The following is a 15,386-nucleotide window of genomic DNA, read 5'->3' as shown; positions in this document are numbered from 1 at the left end:
GTTTAAGCGCATCAACCAATCAAGGTAACAATCTGATAATCAACACCTTTCTGGCATCTGGCTTGAGTTTAACCATGTCTGAAATACGATAACCGATTACCCAGATAATTACCCCGCCTACTATAAGGACATGTACGTTGTGCCGCTCATGTAACGGCACTTTCTGGCCGCTGAGAAAATCACTGACCAGTTTTTGCCCACGCATACCGATTGGCTGAAATCTGTCCCCTGCCTGCCAGGGCCTTATTACGACTTCACCCGATAAACGGCTTACGTCCATGCTCACAACATGCTGATCTTCAGTAAATTCAAGACCTTTTGCAAACTCTGTGACAGAAAACTCAAGTATACCGAGTCCGGCTATATCAATCTTTCCAGCGGGCCACGATTCCCATCGGTACGTATCGGTGAATACCGTCTTTTTCGGAACCAGCACAAGACTGTGTTTCTGATGCCATAGCTCATGAGTTGTTGTCTTAAAACACTGTCCGGGCTCAGCCTGCAAACAACTTACCAGGCTAACAACCTGCTCATAGACAAATCCATACGGCCGGAGCCATTCTGCTAACCGGAACGTTGGCTCAAGGAGTGTGCCAAGTTTGGCTTTATCGATAACAATTTGCGCAGAAGATGAACTATCTGTAACCCATTTCCAGCTTTTAGCCAGTTCATCATCAATTATCGTTTCAGTAGCCCTCAACCGGTCAATTGTTCGTAGAAATGTTCCCCAGAAGTTAGCATTTACCGCTTCAAGTCCGGGCACCACATGATGTCTGATTTGATTCCGCAGGTATTTATCATCACGGTTAGAACTATCTTCCCGCCACGTAAGCCCTTCCTGTAGCGCATACGCCTCAATCTGCGCGCGTGTCGCAAACCATAGCGGACGGATAATCTGTCCGTTTTGTTTCGGCAAACCGCGTAAGCCGGCTATTCCTGTGCCGCGGGCCAGATTGAGGAGCGTAGTTTCCAGCACATCATTCTGATGGTGTGCGGTAGCGATGTAGGTAAATCCATACTGTTGCTGTAACAACGCAAACCAACTATAACGTAACCGTCTGGCAGCCATCTGAATAGATTCCCCGGCGTGGCTGGCTTCTGCTTCGGTATCAAATTGTGTAACATGCACAGGTTTCGCATATCTCACGCCCAATTCCCTGACAAAGGCCTCATCGCCGTCTGACTCCGCCCCCCGAAGTCCGAAATTGACATGGGCCATCGAAAAATTGAGTCCGGTCTGTGCACAGAGATGAGCCAGCACCACAGAATCGATTCCGCCACTGACTGTTAACAATAACGAAGCAGATTGCTTTACGGATGTATCGTAGAGCCCCCATTCATCGTTAACAAAGTTTAAAAAGCGGTCAGGCATACCGGTGTCTGCCCGGGACAACCTATCTTTGTCGTTTGTTCTGGAACGATCGTTTTGTGCTCTAACAGCCATATTTATATCTATATGCGTTAAATACGCGGGCCTTTGTCAGCGGTTTCCGCATCTTTTTTACTATGCACTGCAACGTTTTTCATAAAATCCGAGTCATTATAATAAACGTGATTCTGTTGCTGGCCATTGTTTGTCCCGTGCTTGCACAGGCGCAGCCAGGCCGACCGGCAACAGCTCCTTCCGGCCCCGCCGAGAAGGTTGAACTTTTATCACCGCCGCCCGACAGCTTAGTCGTGCTTAATAACCCTGAGGGAGTCGTGCGCCGGCTGGTTAATCACGTAAAGTTACGGCATAAAGGCGTATTAATGTTTTGCGACCTGGCCATCCAGAATGTCACAACCAACGTAATTGAAGCATACGGGAATGTCCGGATCGTTCAGGGGGATACGATTTCGATTAAGGGGGATACCATGTTTTATTATGGGAATACCCGTCAGGCAAACCTTCGGGGACGCATCACCATGCGCGACCGCAAAATGACCCTGACAACCACCCGGCTGGATTACGACATGGTAAACGGCATTGCACATTATCCCGTAAAAGGGCGGATTGTTGACCGTGAAAATATACTGACCAGCAATGAGGGTTTTTATGATACACGAATTAAACAATTCCGTTTCTATAAAAACGTAAAACTGGTTGGCCCTAAAGGGACACTGACAAACGACTCACTACTTTACAATTCACTGAGCCGGATAGCAACGTTCAGAGGCCCAACTAAAATCGTCAATAAGGACGGTACAATTTTTGCTAAGGAAGGTGAGTATAATACGGCTACACGTGTATCAAACTTTCAGAAACGCACGACGGTCGAAATGCCTAAGTACACACTAACCGGTGATACCCTTTTTTACGACAACATGACCGAACTGGGGATCGCCAAAGGCAATGTTGTTCTGGTTTCGAAAGAAGACAAAACAGTCATTACCGGTGATCATGGCCGGTATAACGGCAAGGCAGGCGTCTCCAGGGTAACCGGCCATGCGGTTGTACGAAGCGTAGTGAGTCAGGATACGTTGTTTATGCGGGCCGATACACTCTTTGCATTTGATGCACCGGATGTTACAAAATCCGATTCGGCTCGTCTTAACGACGGTACCAAAAAAGATGACGTAAAAAAGCCTAAAAAACTGGTAGGTCAGAAGAATGTAATTGTTTATAAATCAGACCTGCAAAGCCGTTGTGACTCTCTGGTCTACGACGTAGCTGATTCAACCATTTACTTTTACAAAAAGCCGATTGTGTGGAGTCAGAACTACCAGATGGAAGCAGATTCCATGACGGCAAAAATGAAAAATAACCGGATAGACCGGATGTTACTGCGCACCCGGTCTTTCGTAATTGCGCAGGATACGTTGAAGAACTTTAATCAGGTTAAAGGCAGGAGCATTACTGCCTATTTCCGGTCTGTGACCGACACCTTATCCGCCGAACCACCAGCCAGTCAGACGGTTGCGAAAGGAAAAGGGAAAGCAAAACCGGAAAAGCCGGGTTCAACAACAACCGTAAACCGAACCGTACTGGATCGGGTCATTGTGGAAGGCAACGGTCAGAGTATCTACTTTGCCGTTGATGAGAAGAACAAGCTGGTCGGGTTAAACCATGTAGAATGCAGCCGCATGAATCTGGAATTCGATGAGAAGAGTAAAGTTGAAAAGATTCGTTTCTACGGTCAGCCGGATGCCCAGTTTATTCCGCCGCTCGAAATGAACGAAGACAAAAAAATACTGGAAGGTTTTCTGTGGCGGATCGAAGACAGACCGGGTAAAGAAACCGTTTTGACGCATCAGATTACCGTTCAGCCTAAAAAAACGACCGGTAACAAAAAAAGCGGACCACTGACTAAACCATCCGCACTAAATTCTGTTCTAACGAAAAAGAAGCAGTAATTTTACGTAAGTTTTAACAATTTTTCACAGTACAACGCGTTGCAATTCTCTTTATTATAAATAGTTTTGTAAAGTGGCGTTAAAGTACCCTGATTTTGAATTACAATGAAACAATATATACCTTTTATTGGATGTTTAACCGGCTTATTGCTCATGGCCACTACTTCGCTGCAGGCGCAGACGAAGAGTCGTCTTGAGATGGGTCGTTCGGCATCTGCCTCCAGACCAATAACGTTAAAGGCGACTTTACCGGGAGCTACGACTTCCCTGTTTTCCGGTGCCGGCAGTCTGAACCGGGGTTTGTCTAACCCAACAGCCGGCAGCCCTCTGAACCGGTTTAAACTCTCTCAGTCAACCGGTACGGCCGTACGTCCGACTGCAACGGAAGCCCCCGCTACTCAAACAGCCGAGACGCGCACCGTTGCCCGGGATGAGAACGAGAATCTCCGGACAGATAAAAACGAAAACAAGCTTTACGCCAGCGACAAAATTGTGGCGTCAAATGCTTATCCGAATCCTGTGGTCAGCGATTATTTCGACATAGACTATCAGTTTCTGACCCCCGGCGTTGAGGCGAAATTAGTTCTGATGAGTATTCTGTCTACTCCTGTTGCGGAGTATACACTTGATCAGAATGACCGCCGGATACGTATTAACACTCACTCTCTGTCTAACGGTCTCTACTATTACCAGTTGATGCTTGACGGAAGAAGTGTAGCGACCAAAAAAGTGCTGATCCGTCGCCAGTAGTCAGCTTTCTGAAAGAAGTTTTAAAAAATCTTAAAAAACGGCCCGCAGACCTGCCCAGGAACATCAGGCAGGCACTAATTCTACTGCTCAGTCGTTTTTACAAGGTAGCCGCCGAAGCGTCGGATCGCTCAGCGGCTAATTTATTTTTTATTATCTTTGCGGCCATATGCAACAACGCCGAATCGTCGGATTTTTTTGTGGGTTAATTTTAGCAGTGCTTTTCAGCGCATGTAGCCCTTTTTCTAAACTACAGAAGCACGGTACTGATGATGAAAAGTACAAAGCTGCACTAGAGTATTATAAAAAGGGAGACTGGTATAAGGCAGGTGTTCTTTTTGAAGAATTGATACCCCGCCTGCGTGGTAGTTCTGAACAGGAAATGTCTCAGTTTTATTACGCGTACACCCAGTACCATCAGCAATTGTATGCGGTCAGTGCCACTCTTTTCAAAAAGTTCTACGAAACATTTGCCCGTAGTGATTACGCCCAGGAGTCAATGTATATGTATGCGTTGTCTTTGTATAAGGATACACCGAAATACAACCTGGACCAGTCAAATACACTCGTCGCAATGGCTTCTCTACAGGATTTTGTTAATGCTTATCCTGAAAGTAAATACCGCGAAGACTGTACCAAAATGATTGGTGAACTTCGTAAGAAGCTGGAGACCAAAGCATATGAGCGCGCCAAATTGTACTACAAAACGAGCTCATTTAATATTTCGTCTCTGAAATCATCGGTTGTCGCGATCAACAACTTCCAGAAAGAGTTTCCGGATTCGGAGTTCAACGAGGAGCTGGCTTTTCTGAAAGTAGATGCTCAGTTCCAGTATGCTCAGAACAGTATGGAAACCAAGCAGAAAGATCGCTATAAGGATGCGATAACCTACTACCAGGATATGATCGATAAATATCCGAAAAGCGCTTATGTGCGGCAGGCAGAAAAGATGCACGAGACGAGTCTGAAAGAAATTGAACGAATCGATAAACTGGAAAAAGAGATTAAAGAGTTACAGCAAAAGCAGAACGACACAAACCGTCCGGCTAAAGTAACGTCAGCGAATTAATTTATAGTAGTTTACTGTTCTTCTAACCGATAAACAAACTACTTCTTTCAACTAGCAATATATGGCAACGAATCCTTCATTGATTACCCGCGATACGGATAAAATCGCAGCAGCAACAGGTAACCTGTATGAGTCTGTATCCATTATCTCTAAGCGCGCCCGTCAAATCTCAACGAAAATGAAAGAAGAGCTGAGCGCGAAACTTTCAGAATTTGTGTCGGCGGTTGATAACCTGGAAGAAGTATTCGAAAACCGCGAACAAATCGAGATTTCGAAATACTACGAACGTATGCCTAAGCCTACGTCGATTGCTACAGATGAATTTCTGGAGGGCAAAATCTACTTCCGTTACAATACCGAAGAAGAAGCTTAGTCATAAATAGTACATGTGACCGAACCGCATGGGCTTTCCGTGCGGTTTTTTTATGGTAAACCAATGCAGGGAAAACGAATTTTGCTAGGCGTTACCGGCAGTATATCGGCCTATAAAACCGCTCACCTGACCCGGTTACTGGTTAAAGCCGGCGCAGAAGTGCAGGTTGTGATGACCGAAGCCGCAACAACGTTTATCACGCCTCTAACCCTTTCAACTTTGTCGAAACGGCCTGTGCTCACTACTTTCGTTAAAGATGAAACCGGCCAATGGAATAACCACGTTGATCTGGGACTTTGGGCTGATGCACTGTTGATTGCTCCCGCATCAGCCAATACGATAGCCCGTTGTGCACAGGGGCTGTGCAACGATCTGCTTTCGGCCGTTTATCTGTCGGCAAGGTGTCCGGTTTTCTTCGCCCCGGCGATGGACCTCGACATGTACAAACATCCGGCAACGCTTGGCAATCTGGCTAAACTCCGCGCTTACGGGAACCATATCATTGAGGCGGAATACGGTGAACTGGCCAGCGGTCTTGTCGGAGAGGGGCGCCTGGCTGAACCCGAAACCATTGTCCAAACGCTTGACCGTCATTTTAGCCTGCGCCCGGCCATGGCTGGTAAGCGGGTACTCATTACGGCCGGACCAACGCAGGAACCCATCGATCCGGTGCGTTATATCAGCAATCATTCCACCGGCAAAATGGGATATGCCATTGCGGATGCCTTCGCTAAAGCCGGAGCACATGTGACACTGGTCAGCGGGCCGACCGCGCTTTCCGTGCCGGATTCAACCATCTGCCGTATTGACGTCCGTTCTGCTGCGGAGATGTTTGGGGCCATGCAACAGGCTTTTCCTGAATCAGATATCGTTATTCTGAATGCAGCCGTTGCTGATTATACCCCTGCGCATCCGGCAGATCAGAAGATTAAAAAGAAAGACGCGCTGTTTGACTTAGAACTGACCAAAACAACTGACATTGCCGCAACGCTTGGCAGTCAAAAAAGATCCGGGCAGTTGATGATGGGATTTGCCCTGGAAACGGAGAACGAGCGCCAGAATGCCCTGAAGAAGCTACATGCCAAAAACCTTGACTGGATCGTTCTCAACTCATTGCGGGATCAAGGGGCCGGCTTCGGACACGATACAAACAAAATTACCGTTATTGACAAACACGAAGCGGTTTACGAATTTAGTCTTAAATCTAAAGAAGCCGTAGCCAGGGATCTCCTGCAACTCGTTGAACGTGTCTTATAAAATCCGGAAGTTTCCATTTGGTATGAAATACATCCTCACATTTGGCATGCTCTGCTGCCTGCTCTTTTCTGCTCAGGCCCAGGAGCTTAATTGCCGCATTACCGTTAATGCCGATCAGCTGGCGGCTCAGCAAAAAACTGATTTCGCTTATTTTGATCAGTTAAAGGCATTTATCACGGATATGATGAATAACCGGCGCTGGACCAATGACCAGTTTACTACAACGGAACGAATTAACTGTTCGCTCAATATTAACCTGCTGAAATCGACCTCACAGGGAGTCTTTGAAGGGACGGCACAGTTTGTCATTACCCGTCCGGTCTATGGTACTAATTATGAAACAACCGTTTTCAGCTACGTAGACCGGAATTTCAGCTTTGCTTATCTGCCCACCCAGCCGGTTTATTACCGGGATAATCTCTATACCGATGAATTAACGTCAATTCTTGCCTTCTATGCCTATGTAGCTCTGGCGGTTGATTATGATACGTTCAGCAAATTGGGTGGCAACCCGCATATACAGAAAGCGTATTCAGTGATGAACTATGCACAACAGGGGCCCGCACGCAGCTACTGGGGGCCGGAAGGCGACAAGCGCAACCGTTACTACCTGATTGAGAATCTGCAGAACCAACAGTTTCTTGCTTTCCGCGAAGGGTTATATACCTATCACCGTCTGGGTCTTGACCTTTTCTCGTCAAACCCGATTGAAGTCCGGAAACAAACGCTTGACCTTCTGACGAATATCCGTAAATTGATGTTACAGATCCCCAACTCTGTGCTGATTAACTCGTTTTTTGATGCAAAAGGCGATGAAATCATTAACATCATGTACGAAGGAACACCAAACGAACGCAAAAAGGCTTTTGACCTGCTGGCACAGCTGGACCCGGGCAAAACCGAAGCCTATCGCCGCTTGTTAAATTAGCGTGATTTTCAGCGTCCTTTTTTTAACGCCGGACTCACCCGGGCCGGGAACCTGCCCCCCTGACTGCGTTGTTTATCTGTAAGGAACTAACTGTATGCTGACGCATTTACTCATAAAAAACTATGCCCTGATTGACCGGCTTGAGTTAACGCCCGATACCGAGCTTAATATCATCACCGGTGAGACGGGTGCAGGTAAATCTATCATGCTCGGAGCCATCGGCCTTTTGCTGGGCAACCGGGCCGATACTAAAGTCCTTTACGATCCGGAAAAAAAATGTATCATCGAGGGTACGTTCAATATTGCCGGCTATTATATCGAACAACTTTTTGAAGAAGAAGAGCTCGACTACGGTACAAGCTGTGTCGTTCGTCGTGAAATCAGTCCAAGCGGGAAATCCCGTGCGTTTGTGAATGATACCCCTGTCACACTGGATGTGCTGCGCAGGGTTACCAGCCAGATGATGGATATTCACTCCCAGCATGATTCGGTTTTGCTGGGCTCAAATGAGTATCAGCTTCAGATTGTTGATACATACGCGCAGGATGATAATTTATTGCGGGTTTATCACCATGATTTTCAGGCTTACCGGAAAGCGCAGCAAGCCTACGATAAGCTCCAGCAGGAAGCGTCTTCCATGCGTAAGGAATTTGATTACAACAAGTTTCTGTATAAAGAGCTGTCAAAGGTTCAGTTACAGGCCGATGAGCAGGAACAGCTGGAACAGGAGCTTAATGTACTGGAGAATGCCGAGGAAATCCGGGAACGGCTGCAGCTTGCCAGTGAGTATCTCGACAACCCGGAACAATCAGTTATTGACCTGTTAAAAGGGGTTGTCAACAGTCTGTCTACGGTCAGCAGGCTTTCCTCGCAATATGAACCCCTGCTCGAACGCGCTCAGAGTACGCTGATTGAGCTCCGCGACCTGGCCGGTGAGATCAGTGATGAACAGGATAGCGTAGAAACAAATGAAGAACGCGCTGAAACCATTCGGGAGCGGCTGTCGGTTATTTACCAGCTTCAGACCAAGCATCAGGTAAAAACGGTTGCCGAATTATTACGCATTCAGGAAGATCTGGCCAGAAAAGTCAGTAAGGTGCTGAACCTGGATGATGAACTTGACGCATCGAGGGCACGAGCCGAACAAACCCGCCTGATTATGATGCAGAGTGCAGAAGTACTTTCGGCAGCACGCCTGGCAGTATTGAAACCTATTGAACAGGAAATATCAACCCTGCTTGCTGACCTGGGGATGCCAAATGCTTCACTGCATATTCTGTCCGAAGCCGGTAAACCGACGATGACCGGTATCGATACGGTCTCTTTTTTATTCAGCGCAAACAAAGGGATTAAGCCACAGCAGCTTAAAAATGTAGCATCGGGTGGTGAATTTTCGCGGCTTATGATGGCTATTAAGTACATTCTGGCCAGCAAGCGTTCATTGCCAACCATTATTTTTGATGAAATTGACACCGGGATTTCAGGCGAGATTGCTATAAAAATGGGAGTTATGATGCGTGAAATGGCGCATAACCACCAAATTATTGCCATTACCCATTTGCCACAAATCGCCGGTAAGGGCACCGCTCATTATTTTGTGTACAAAGATCATTCGTCTGACAGAACTGTTAGTCGTATCCGTCAGCTGAACCTGGATGAGCGCGTTCAGGAAATCGCTCAGATGATTGGCGGTAATAATCCGTCGCAAAGTACCCTGAAACACGCCCGTGAAATCTTAAAACAAAATGCATCCGTAGCGGTCAGATAGTTGTTTGCCGCTACGGCATTTATTTAACAGATCAATACCAGTCGTTAACACAATCATGAATAAACTTGTACTGTCTTTTTCGGTAACCATTCTGGCGAGTGGGTTTCTTTTTTCCTGCGGAGATTCCGGTCAGCAGGAGGCCATTGATAAAACAGAAAAAGAAGTTTTTGCCGTACATGATGAGGTAATGCCTAAAATCGGAGAGATTATGAAGCTCCGCAAAGAGCTGAACCAACTGGTCGGCAAAGAAGACAGCCTGGCTGCTACTTCGGCTTCGGCCACCCTCCTTTCTGACGAAAAGAAAGCTCAAGCGTCCCTGTTATCGCGGCAACTAGGCGAAGCCGATAGCCTCATGATGGCCTGGATGAACGGGTACAATGCGGATACCCTCAAAAAACTGGAATCGGCGGACGCATTGCGTTATTTAGAACAGGAGAAAGGAAAAGTAACTAATGTCAAAGAAAAAATTAACAGCAGTATTGCCGATGCGCGCCGGTTTTTGGGTAAACCTTAGCCTGTTAGCCGGTATTGTTCTGGGCAGCTGGGCCTGCCAGTCAGGCCCGGATAAACTACCGGTTCTGGGTGAAAAAAAAGTTGTCCGTAAGCTTGTTGACGGTAAACAGGTAACCGATACCGTATACCATGCCATTCCACGCTTTTCATTCGTTAGTCAGAACGGTGATACGGTGACAGAAAAAACGCTTTCTGATAAAATATACGTCGCCGACTTTTTCTTCACAACCTGCCCTACCATCTGCCCCAAAATGAAAACCCAGATGAAGCGGGTGTATGACCGGTTTAAAGGCAATAAGGCAGTCATGCTGCTATCTCATACCATCGACCCTGAGCATGACTCAGTTGCAGTTTTGAAGGAGTTTGCAGACGGGCTGGGAGTAAAAGGGAATCAATGGCTGTTTGTGACGGGTTCGAAGGAAAAAATCTATGAGATCGGGCAGGATAGCTATATGGTCACAGCCGCGGAAGATAAATCGGCCCCTGGCGGCGTGGTCCACAGCGGAGCCTTCATTCTGGTCGATAAAGAAAAACATGTCCGCGGGGTTTATGACGGCACAACCGAAAAAGGGGTTAATCAGCTAATGAGCGACATGGATAAACTGCTTGCGGAAAAGAAATAATGAAATTAACACGATATTATGCCTTCCTGCTGGCAACTGGCATAGCTTTTCTGACGGCCGGCTGTCAGAGTCAGGACGAAATAAAGCGGCAGAAATACATTACCGAAGGCATACTGATTTATCAGAATACGTGTGCCAATTGTCACCAGCCGGACGGCAAAGGGCTGGAGGCATTATACCCTCCTCTTGCCGGCTCAGATTACCTTGCTAAACAGGATTCGGTAATTCATTTAATCCGGTATGGTATGCAAGGTCCTGTTCAGGTGAATGGCAAACGATATAACCGCGTCATGCCGCCCAATCCTCAGCTCAGCGATCTGGAGATTGCCGAATTAACGACTTACATCTATGATCGCTGGGGGAATGATCCGACGCTGATTGATGTAGCCAGAGTAAAGGGTGTGCTTAAAGCCGGAACCCCGTAAAACAAAGAGGGAGTCTGCAGACTCCCTCTTTGTTTTAGCAGGAAAACCGGATCAGAAGGGCGTGCCTTCAACGTTGAAAACACCCGTTGGTTTCCGGATGGCATATCTTGAAAAATCCTGATTTGCATCAAGGCCAATGCCTTTCAGCCGCTCACCGGTTAGTTTGCTGGTAATCGTAACAGGCCGGTCAGTAAATACCTTTTTCGTGTTCGGATTCCAGTTAAGCACATCGGTTTCGAGCGTTTCCTGCTTTTCCTTGTTCACGACGACAACATTTCCCAGAACGGTATACAGGTCTTTAGCCTTGTCATAGCGTCCGGAATCCGAGCGAAGCGTAGTCACAACATCCGTACCGGTTGGTCCGTAAAAGTCAATATGAACCTCCTGCGGATATTTCCGGTCTTCGTTCAGATAGCGGAGCTGGCGCGGCGTCGTCATCCGGACTTTCATCAGCGCGCCTTCGCTGTAAAGCATCTGAACGTTATTGATTTCTTCAATCGGGCCTTTGTAGGCTTCATATTTTTTGCTCGCCTTATTTTCTTCACACGCACCGCAAACGGCAATCGCGGTTAAAAGAACGGCGGAACGAAACAAAGTTGACAGGTACATAAGCGAGTCTGAACACATCATTAACAACAAGGATCAGCCGGAACTTGTTCGCTGTTAATCAAGTGCATAGCGGTAGAACCACTTATCATTCAGTGTAAAGCCTAAAGCAATTTTGACATAGCGTTCGCGGATTTGGGTACCAATCAATGTGCCACGCTGGCCGCCAACAAATGCCAGATTCAGGTTATTGACAAAATAGGAACCGATCGGTAACGAAATACCGACACTACCGTTGATGTCATTCAACTGCTTTCCTGAAACCTGATAAGGTGATTTTATATACTGAAAACCAGCACGATACGTAACAAGATCCCAGTATTTTGTTGATGTAATTTTAGGAATATACTCTAACCCGGCAGCAAGCCGCATCCCATCCATCAACTTCGGATTGGCGTTATCGGCTGTCCGGTACTGGCTCCATTTCTGAAATCCGACATCCACGCCAACCGTTAGCTTGTTATTACGCTCCAGGCTGATCCCAAACTGCATCTGCTCTGGCAGCGTTATATGGCCCGTTAGGTTAGCCCGCAACGTATCCGGATCTGACAGACTGGTTCCCGACAGCGTAACCAGCTGGTTTACATCAGTCTGTACTGCCTTTACACTGGTTTTAGGGTCATAGGCCGCCCCCAGGTTGAGTGTCCACTTTTCGCCTAGTTTTGGCCGCCATGCCGCACCCAGTTTCCAGACGATATCGCTGTAATTCGTGCGGTTAATCCGAGATACTGTAATATCCTGCGGTTGTACGGACGACACCACGTCGTTGATCAGCAGACGGGAGTCTGAGTTATTGGTAATGTTTCCAAACAGGTAAGAGGCTTCAACACCTACATACAGATTTTTGAAGAACCGGAAGCCATTTGCAAACGATGCCTTATTCAAGGCGCCTTTACCTGAGTAATTTTTCTGAACTTCATAAATAGTGTTCGGCACTTTATCGAACACCTTTGTCTGATAATCGACATAGGAGTATGGCCGCAGATTTAGCGACGTAGTCCACCGTGAAGAAGCCGGAAACGCAAGGGCTATGTAATTAATGTTTGCACCAAAGTCGCGCTGAGAGACGGTTGAGCCTCCCTGATTCTGGCTGATCTGGGGCTTATACTGCCCGATGATGCCAACTTCAAAAACCGTAAACCGGGCCCGGCGGGCCAGTAAGGCGGGGTTTTGCAGGTTCAAATGGACGGTATTTGCATTACTGATCCCGACGCTTCCCATACCGAGGTTTGCAATATTAGCCTGGCTGTATTCTTCGCCAACTCCTAACGCTGAATAAGGTGAATTCCCTAATCCCTGCGCACGCGCAGCTGGTGACATGCAGGACAACAATAAGCCCCCAAACCCTAAAACTTTACTGAATCGCTGGTAATTTCTTGACATTATATTCTAAAATACGGTTCAATCCCCGCAGTACCAACTCCGGCACTGCAAATATCGGGGGTTTCAGATGACTTTCAAAAAGGGACGCATCCCCACCACACAGAACTACGGTTAAATCCGGGTATTTCTTCCGGTGTTCAGCAATAATACCGTCCAGTTCAAACAGCATTCCGTTCAGCGCCCCGCTACCCATTGCCTGGCGGGTATTTTTACCCGTTAAAGGCGGCCAGCCGCTTCCGGTAAGCTCATCCGCCGGAATCAGCGGCAAACGGGCTGTCTGCTGATGCATAGCCAGCAAACGCATATTCAGCCCCGGTGAAATGATTCCTCCCTGAAAGGTCCCCGACCGGTCAACAATATCTGCGGTTATACAGGTGCCTAAATCCAGTACCAGACAATCCTGCCCCGGAAAGACGGTCATCGCCCCCACAGCAGCGGCAATTCTGTCTGCACCCAGCGTCCGGGGCGTTTCATAGTTCTTGATGACCGGCACCGGCAACGCTGCATCCAGTACGACCCAATCCATAGCTGCCAGAGCCGGTATATCCTCTTCCAGCGTCTGACCGGCCCTGCTGGTTGAAGAAACGATCATCCGGTCAGGGCGTTTTTCATCAATAGTTTCCCGCAGTGCGTCGATGGACTCAAAACGCTCCACAGCCACTAATGTTTCTCCCTCAAACCAGGCTGCCTTGATCCGGGTATTGCCCCAGTCAACGATTAAATTCATGTTTTTAAAAGCAGTTATGGCATCAGGCGGTATAGGTTTCTACTCCTTTCTGGCGGTATTCGTTGCATCGCACATGTTTGCAACGTCAAATAACCCTATATTCGCCGGAAATACGGCCCGATTTAATTATTTTTAACATTATTTCGGAATTTAGTTGACAAAATGCCAGGCACTCCTGCGTTTTCACAATACCTGATTGGCGGATTGTCTGATGGGTACTGTCACCGTCCGATTCAGGTATAATGCCTTCTTGTGCTGCTTAGTTCTTCTTATTCATGAATACCCTCCAGAATTTCCTAGAACAGTATTTCACCGGCAATTCACTCCACAATCTGTATTGGTTCACCGGCTTTTTGCTGACGGGGCTTTTACTACACCGTGTTATGGCGAGGCATATGAGCCATCTGGCATACCAGATTCTTAAACGTGATATTGCCGGTGTACCACTCAACGATTTTGTCCGGCTGATGAAGCCCCCGATGGATGCAATCATCCTGATGTCAATTATTTATGTGGCGTGCCATCAGTTAACGATTCCGGAACAGTGGAACCTGATTCCGCCTGAAAAATTCGGCCTCAGAATGGTTGTAGAGCGGCTCTATCATACCCTTTTTATGGGAATGGTCACCTGGCTTTGCATACGCGCCGTTAAAGTTGTGGGGTTGCTGTTTCAAAAACGCGCCGCCCTCACGGAGACAAAGGTCGACGATCAGCTTGTGCCGTTTGTGCGTGATCTGCTCATTCTGTTTGTTTGTTTTCTCGGCCTTTTTGCAACACTCAGCTGGGTGTATGATGTGAACGTACTGGCGCTGGTGACAAGTCTGGGGATTGGAGGTCTGGCACTGGCACTGGCCGCGCGGGAAACCCTCGAAAACCTGTTTGCGTCCTTTGCAATCGTACTTGACCGGCCTTTTCTGGTTGGCGACTCAGTAAGTGTAGGCGGCATGTCCGGCGATGTAGAGCAGATTGGCTTCCGCAGTACCCGTATCCGAACCGATGACGGCAGTCTGCTAACCGTCCCGAACCGGCTCATGGTCAGCCAGTCGCTGGATAACTTAACGGAACGGCAAACCCGGCGGGCCCGCTTTTTTCTGCGTTTCCCTTACGATACGCCTCCAGACCGGCTGAAGGCCGTAATGACTGATTTAAGGAATCTCATCGGGCAGCACCCGAAAACCAATAAAAAAACAAGTTACGTCCGGCTGGACTCTTTCGGTGACTCCGGGTTCGAAGTGCTCGTAATTTTTTTTGTCGATTCACCCACTATTTCTGATTTCCGTATCGTTAAAGAAGAAATTAACTTCAGTATCATCGACATCGTCCAACGGCATCAGGTACAATTTGCTTTACCCTCCCGAATTGTGCACACAACTGATACCGCTCATTTTGAAAAACTGATTTAATTTGGTCAGCATATATTAACCCGGCATGAATGCCAATTAATTTTCCGTAATATTTCAGAAACTTTTTGTTGTTTTACGCGTTATCTTGACAATACCAGGTGATTGATTTACTTTTGTCTGAGCATATCGGCAAAAGCCAGCCAAATCAAATTATCCAATTTTGTTGAACACCGTGGCAATGCCGGTAGTTTAATGACTTCAGCCGGCGCTTAGAAATCTCGGTCATCTAGC

General features: G+C 47.4%; 15 protein-coding genes. 11 read left to right on the top strand and 4 right to left on the bottom strand.

Annotated features, from left to right (window positions below):
• Positions 1–19: 19 nt before the first annotated feature.
• Positions 20–1,444 carry a tRNA lysidine(34) synthetase TilS gene (gene tilS, locus BLX24_RS19605; RefSeq protein ID WP_083422075.1) on the bottom strand — a complete coding sequence of 475 codons (1,425 nt, stop codon included), beginning with the start codon at positions 1,442–1,444 and terminating at the stop codon, positions 20–22.
• A gap of 107 nt (positions 1,445–1,551) precedes the next feature.
• On the opposite strand from tilS, the gene BLX24_RS19600 reads away from it, so the two are divergent.
• From BLX24_RS19600 to BLX24_RS19555, 10 genes are all read left to right on the top strand, one after another.
• Entirely contained in the window at positions 1,552–3,333 is a 1,782-nt protein-coding gene (locus BLX24_RS19600; protein WP_310590793.1) for an OstA-like protein, read from the top strand.
• Between the two features lie 153 nt (positions 3,334–3,486).
• The gene (locus BLX24_RS19595) at positions 3,487–4,083 is read left to right on the top strand and encodes a T9SS type A sorting domain-containing protein (RefSeq protein WP_143092724.1); all 597 of its coding nucleotides are present in this window, start codon (positions 3,487–3,489) and stop codon (positions 4,081–4,083) included.
• A 166-nt stretch (positions 4,084–4,249) separates the two neighbouring features.
• Positions 4,250–5,149: an outer membrane protein assembly factor BamD gene (locus BLX24_RS19590; protein WP_071504891.1), complete on the top strand. Its 900-nt coding sequence runs from the start codon at positions 4,250–4,252 to the stop codon at positions 5,147–5,149.
• 61 nt (positions 5,150–5,210) lie between these two features.
• Positions 5,211–5,522, top strand: coding sequence for a DNA-directed RNA polymerase subunit omega (locus tag BLX24_RS19585; protein ID WP_071504890.1), 312 nt, complete (start codon positions 5,211–5,213; stop codon positions 5,520–5,522).
• A gap of 63 nt (positions 5,523–5,585) precedes the next feature.
• Positions 5,586–6,779, top strand: a complete 1,194-nt coding sequence (gene coaBC, locus BLX24_RS19580) for a bifunctional phosphopantothenoylcysteine decarboxylase/phosphopantothenate--cysteine ligase CoaBC (protein WP_071504889.1) — start codon at positions 5,586–5,588, stop codon at positions 6,777–6,779.
• Positions 6,780–6,801: 22 nt separating this feature from the next.
• Positions 6,802–7,707, top strand: coding sequence for a type IX secretion system protein PorD (porD, locus tag BLX24_RS19575; protein ID WP_071504888.1), 906 nt, complete (start codon positions 6,802–6,804; stop codon positions 7,705–7,707).
• A 94-nt stretch (positions 7,708–7,801) separates the two neighbouring features.
• Positions 7,802–9,475, top strand: a complete 1,674-nt coding sequence (gene recN, locus BLX24_RS19570) for a DNA repair protein RecN (protein ID WP_071504887.1) — start codon at positions 7,802–7,804, stop codon at positions 9,473–9,475.
• Positions 9,476–9,530: 55 nt separating this feature from the next.
• Entirely contained in the window at positions 9,531–9,989 is a 459-nt protein-coding gene (locus BLX24_RS19565) for a hypothetical protein (RefSeq protein WP_071504886.1), read from the top strand.
• Positions 9,961–10,611 (top strand): SCO family protein, encoded by a 651-nt coding sequence (locus BLX24_RS19560; RefSeq protein ID WP_083422073.1) that lies wholly within the window; start codon positions 9,961–9,963, stop codon positions 10,609–10,611. The genes BLX24_RS19565 and BLX24_RS19560 overlap by 29 nt, the downstream gene beginning before the upstream one ends.
• Positions 10,611–11,036, top strand: coding sequence for a c-type cytochrome (locus tag BLX24_RS19555; RefSeq protein WP_071504884.1), 426 nt, complete (start codon positions 10,611–10,613; stop codon positions 11,034–11,036). The genes BLX24_RS19560 and BLX24_RS19555 overlap by 1 nt, the downstream gene beginning before the upstream one ends.
• Before the next feature lie 51 nt (positions 11,037–11,087).
• On the opposite strand, the gene lptC is transcribed toward BLX24_RS19555, so the two are convergent.
• The 3 genes from lptC to BLX24_RS19540 all read right to left on the bottom strand — a co-directional run bounded on the left by lptC (position 11,088) and on the right by BLX24_RS19540 (position 13,752).
• Entirely contained in the window at positions 11,088–11,630 is a 543-nt protein-coding gene (gene lptC, locus BLX24_RS19550; RefSeq protein WP_229201853.1) for an LPS export ABC transporter periplasmic protein LptC, read from the bottom strand.
• A gap of 69 nt (positions 11,631–11,699) precedes the next feature.
• Positions 11,700–12,962, bottom strand: coding sequence for a BamG family beta-barrel-assembly machinery protein (bamG, locus tag BLX24_RS19545; protein ID WP_071504882.1), 1,263 nt, complete (start codon positions 12,960–12,962; stop codon positions 11,700–11,702).
• Between the two features lie 34 nt (positions 12,963–12,996).
• A complete protein-coding gene (locus BLX24_RS19540; RefSeq protein ID WP_071504881.1) occupies positions 12,997–13,752 on the bottom strand; it encodes a type III pantothenate kinase in 756 nt (251 codons plus the stop codon).
• A 383-nt stretch (positions 13,753–14,135) separates the two neighbouring features.
• On the opposite strand from BLX24_RS19540, the gene BLX24_RS19535 reads away from it, so the two are divergent.
• Positions 14,136–15,155: a mechanosensitive ion channel family protein gene (locus tag BLX24_RS19535; protein ID WP_177225877.1), complete on the top strand. Its 1,020-nt coding sequence runs from the start codon at positions 14,136–14,138 to the stop codon at positions 15,153–15,155.
• The last annotated feature ends 231 nt before the right edge of the window (positions 15,156–15,386 follow it).

Source organism: Arsenicibacter rosenii, assembly GCF_001870735.1.
Taxonomy (GTDB): domain Bacteria; phylum Bacteroidota; class Bacteroidia; order Cytophagales; family Spirosomataceae; genus Arsenicibacter; species Arsenicibacter rosenii.
This window is presented reverse-complemented; position numbering and strand designations above follow the sequence as displayed.

What these genes read in the sequence shown, in the direction of transcription:
- tilS (WP_083422075.1), bottom strand. Translation starts at nt 1,444, where the DNA reads ATGGCTGTTAGAGCACAAAACGATCGTTCCAGAACAAACGACAAAGAT.
- BLX24_RS19595 (WP_143092724.1), top strand. Translation starts at nt 3,487, where the DNA reads ATGGCCACTACTTCGCTGCAGGCGCAGACGAAGAGTCGTCTTGAGATG.
- BLX24_RS19590 (WP_071504891.1), top strand. Translation starts at nt 4,250, where the DNA reads ATGCAACAACGCCGAATCGTCGGATTTTTTTGTGGGTTAATTTTAGCA.
- BLX24_RS19585 (WP_071504890.1), top strand. Translation starts at nt 5,211, where the DNA reads ATGGCAACGAATCCTTCATTGATTACCCGCGATACGGATAAAATCGCA.
- coaBC (WP_071504889.1), top strand. Translation starts at nt 5,586, where the DNA reads ATGCAGGGAAAACGAATTTTGCTAGGCGTTACCGGCAGTATATCGGCC.
- porD (WP_071504888.1), top strand. Translation starts at nt 6,802, where the DNA reads ATGAAATACATCCTCACATTTGGCATGCTCTGCTGCCTGCTCTTTTCT.
- recN (WP_071504887.1), top strand. Translation starts at nt 7,802, where the DNA reads ATGCTGACGCATTTACTCATAAAAAACTATGCCCTGATTGACCGGCTT.
- BLX24_RS19565 (WP_071504886.1), top strand. Translation starts at nt 9,531, where the DNA reads ATGAATAAACTTGTACTGTCTTTTTCGGTAACCATTCTGGCGAGTGGG.
- BLX24_RS19560 (WP_083422073.1), top strand. Translation starts at nt 9,961, where the DNA reads ATGCGCGCCGGTTTTTGGGTAAACCTTAGCCTGTTAGCCGGTATTGTT.
- BLX24_RS19555 (WP_071504884.1), top strand. Translation starts at nt 10,611, where the DNA reads ATGAAATTAACACGATATTATGCCTTCCTGCTGGCAACTGGCATAGCT.
- bamG (WP_071504882.1), bottom strand. Translation starts at nt 12,962, where the DNA reads ATGTCACCAGCTGCGCGTGCGCAGGGATTAGGGAATTCACCTTATTCA.
- BLX24_RS19540 (WP_071504881.1), bottom strand. Translation starts at nt 13,752, where the DNA reads ATGAATTTAATCGTTGACTGGGGCAATACCCGGATCAAGGCAGCCTGG.
- BLX24_RS19535 (WP_177225877.1), top strand. Translation starts at nt 14,136, where the DNA reads ATGGCGAGGCATATGAGCCATCTGGCATACCAGATTCTTAAACGTGAT.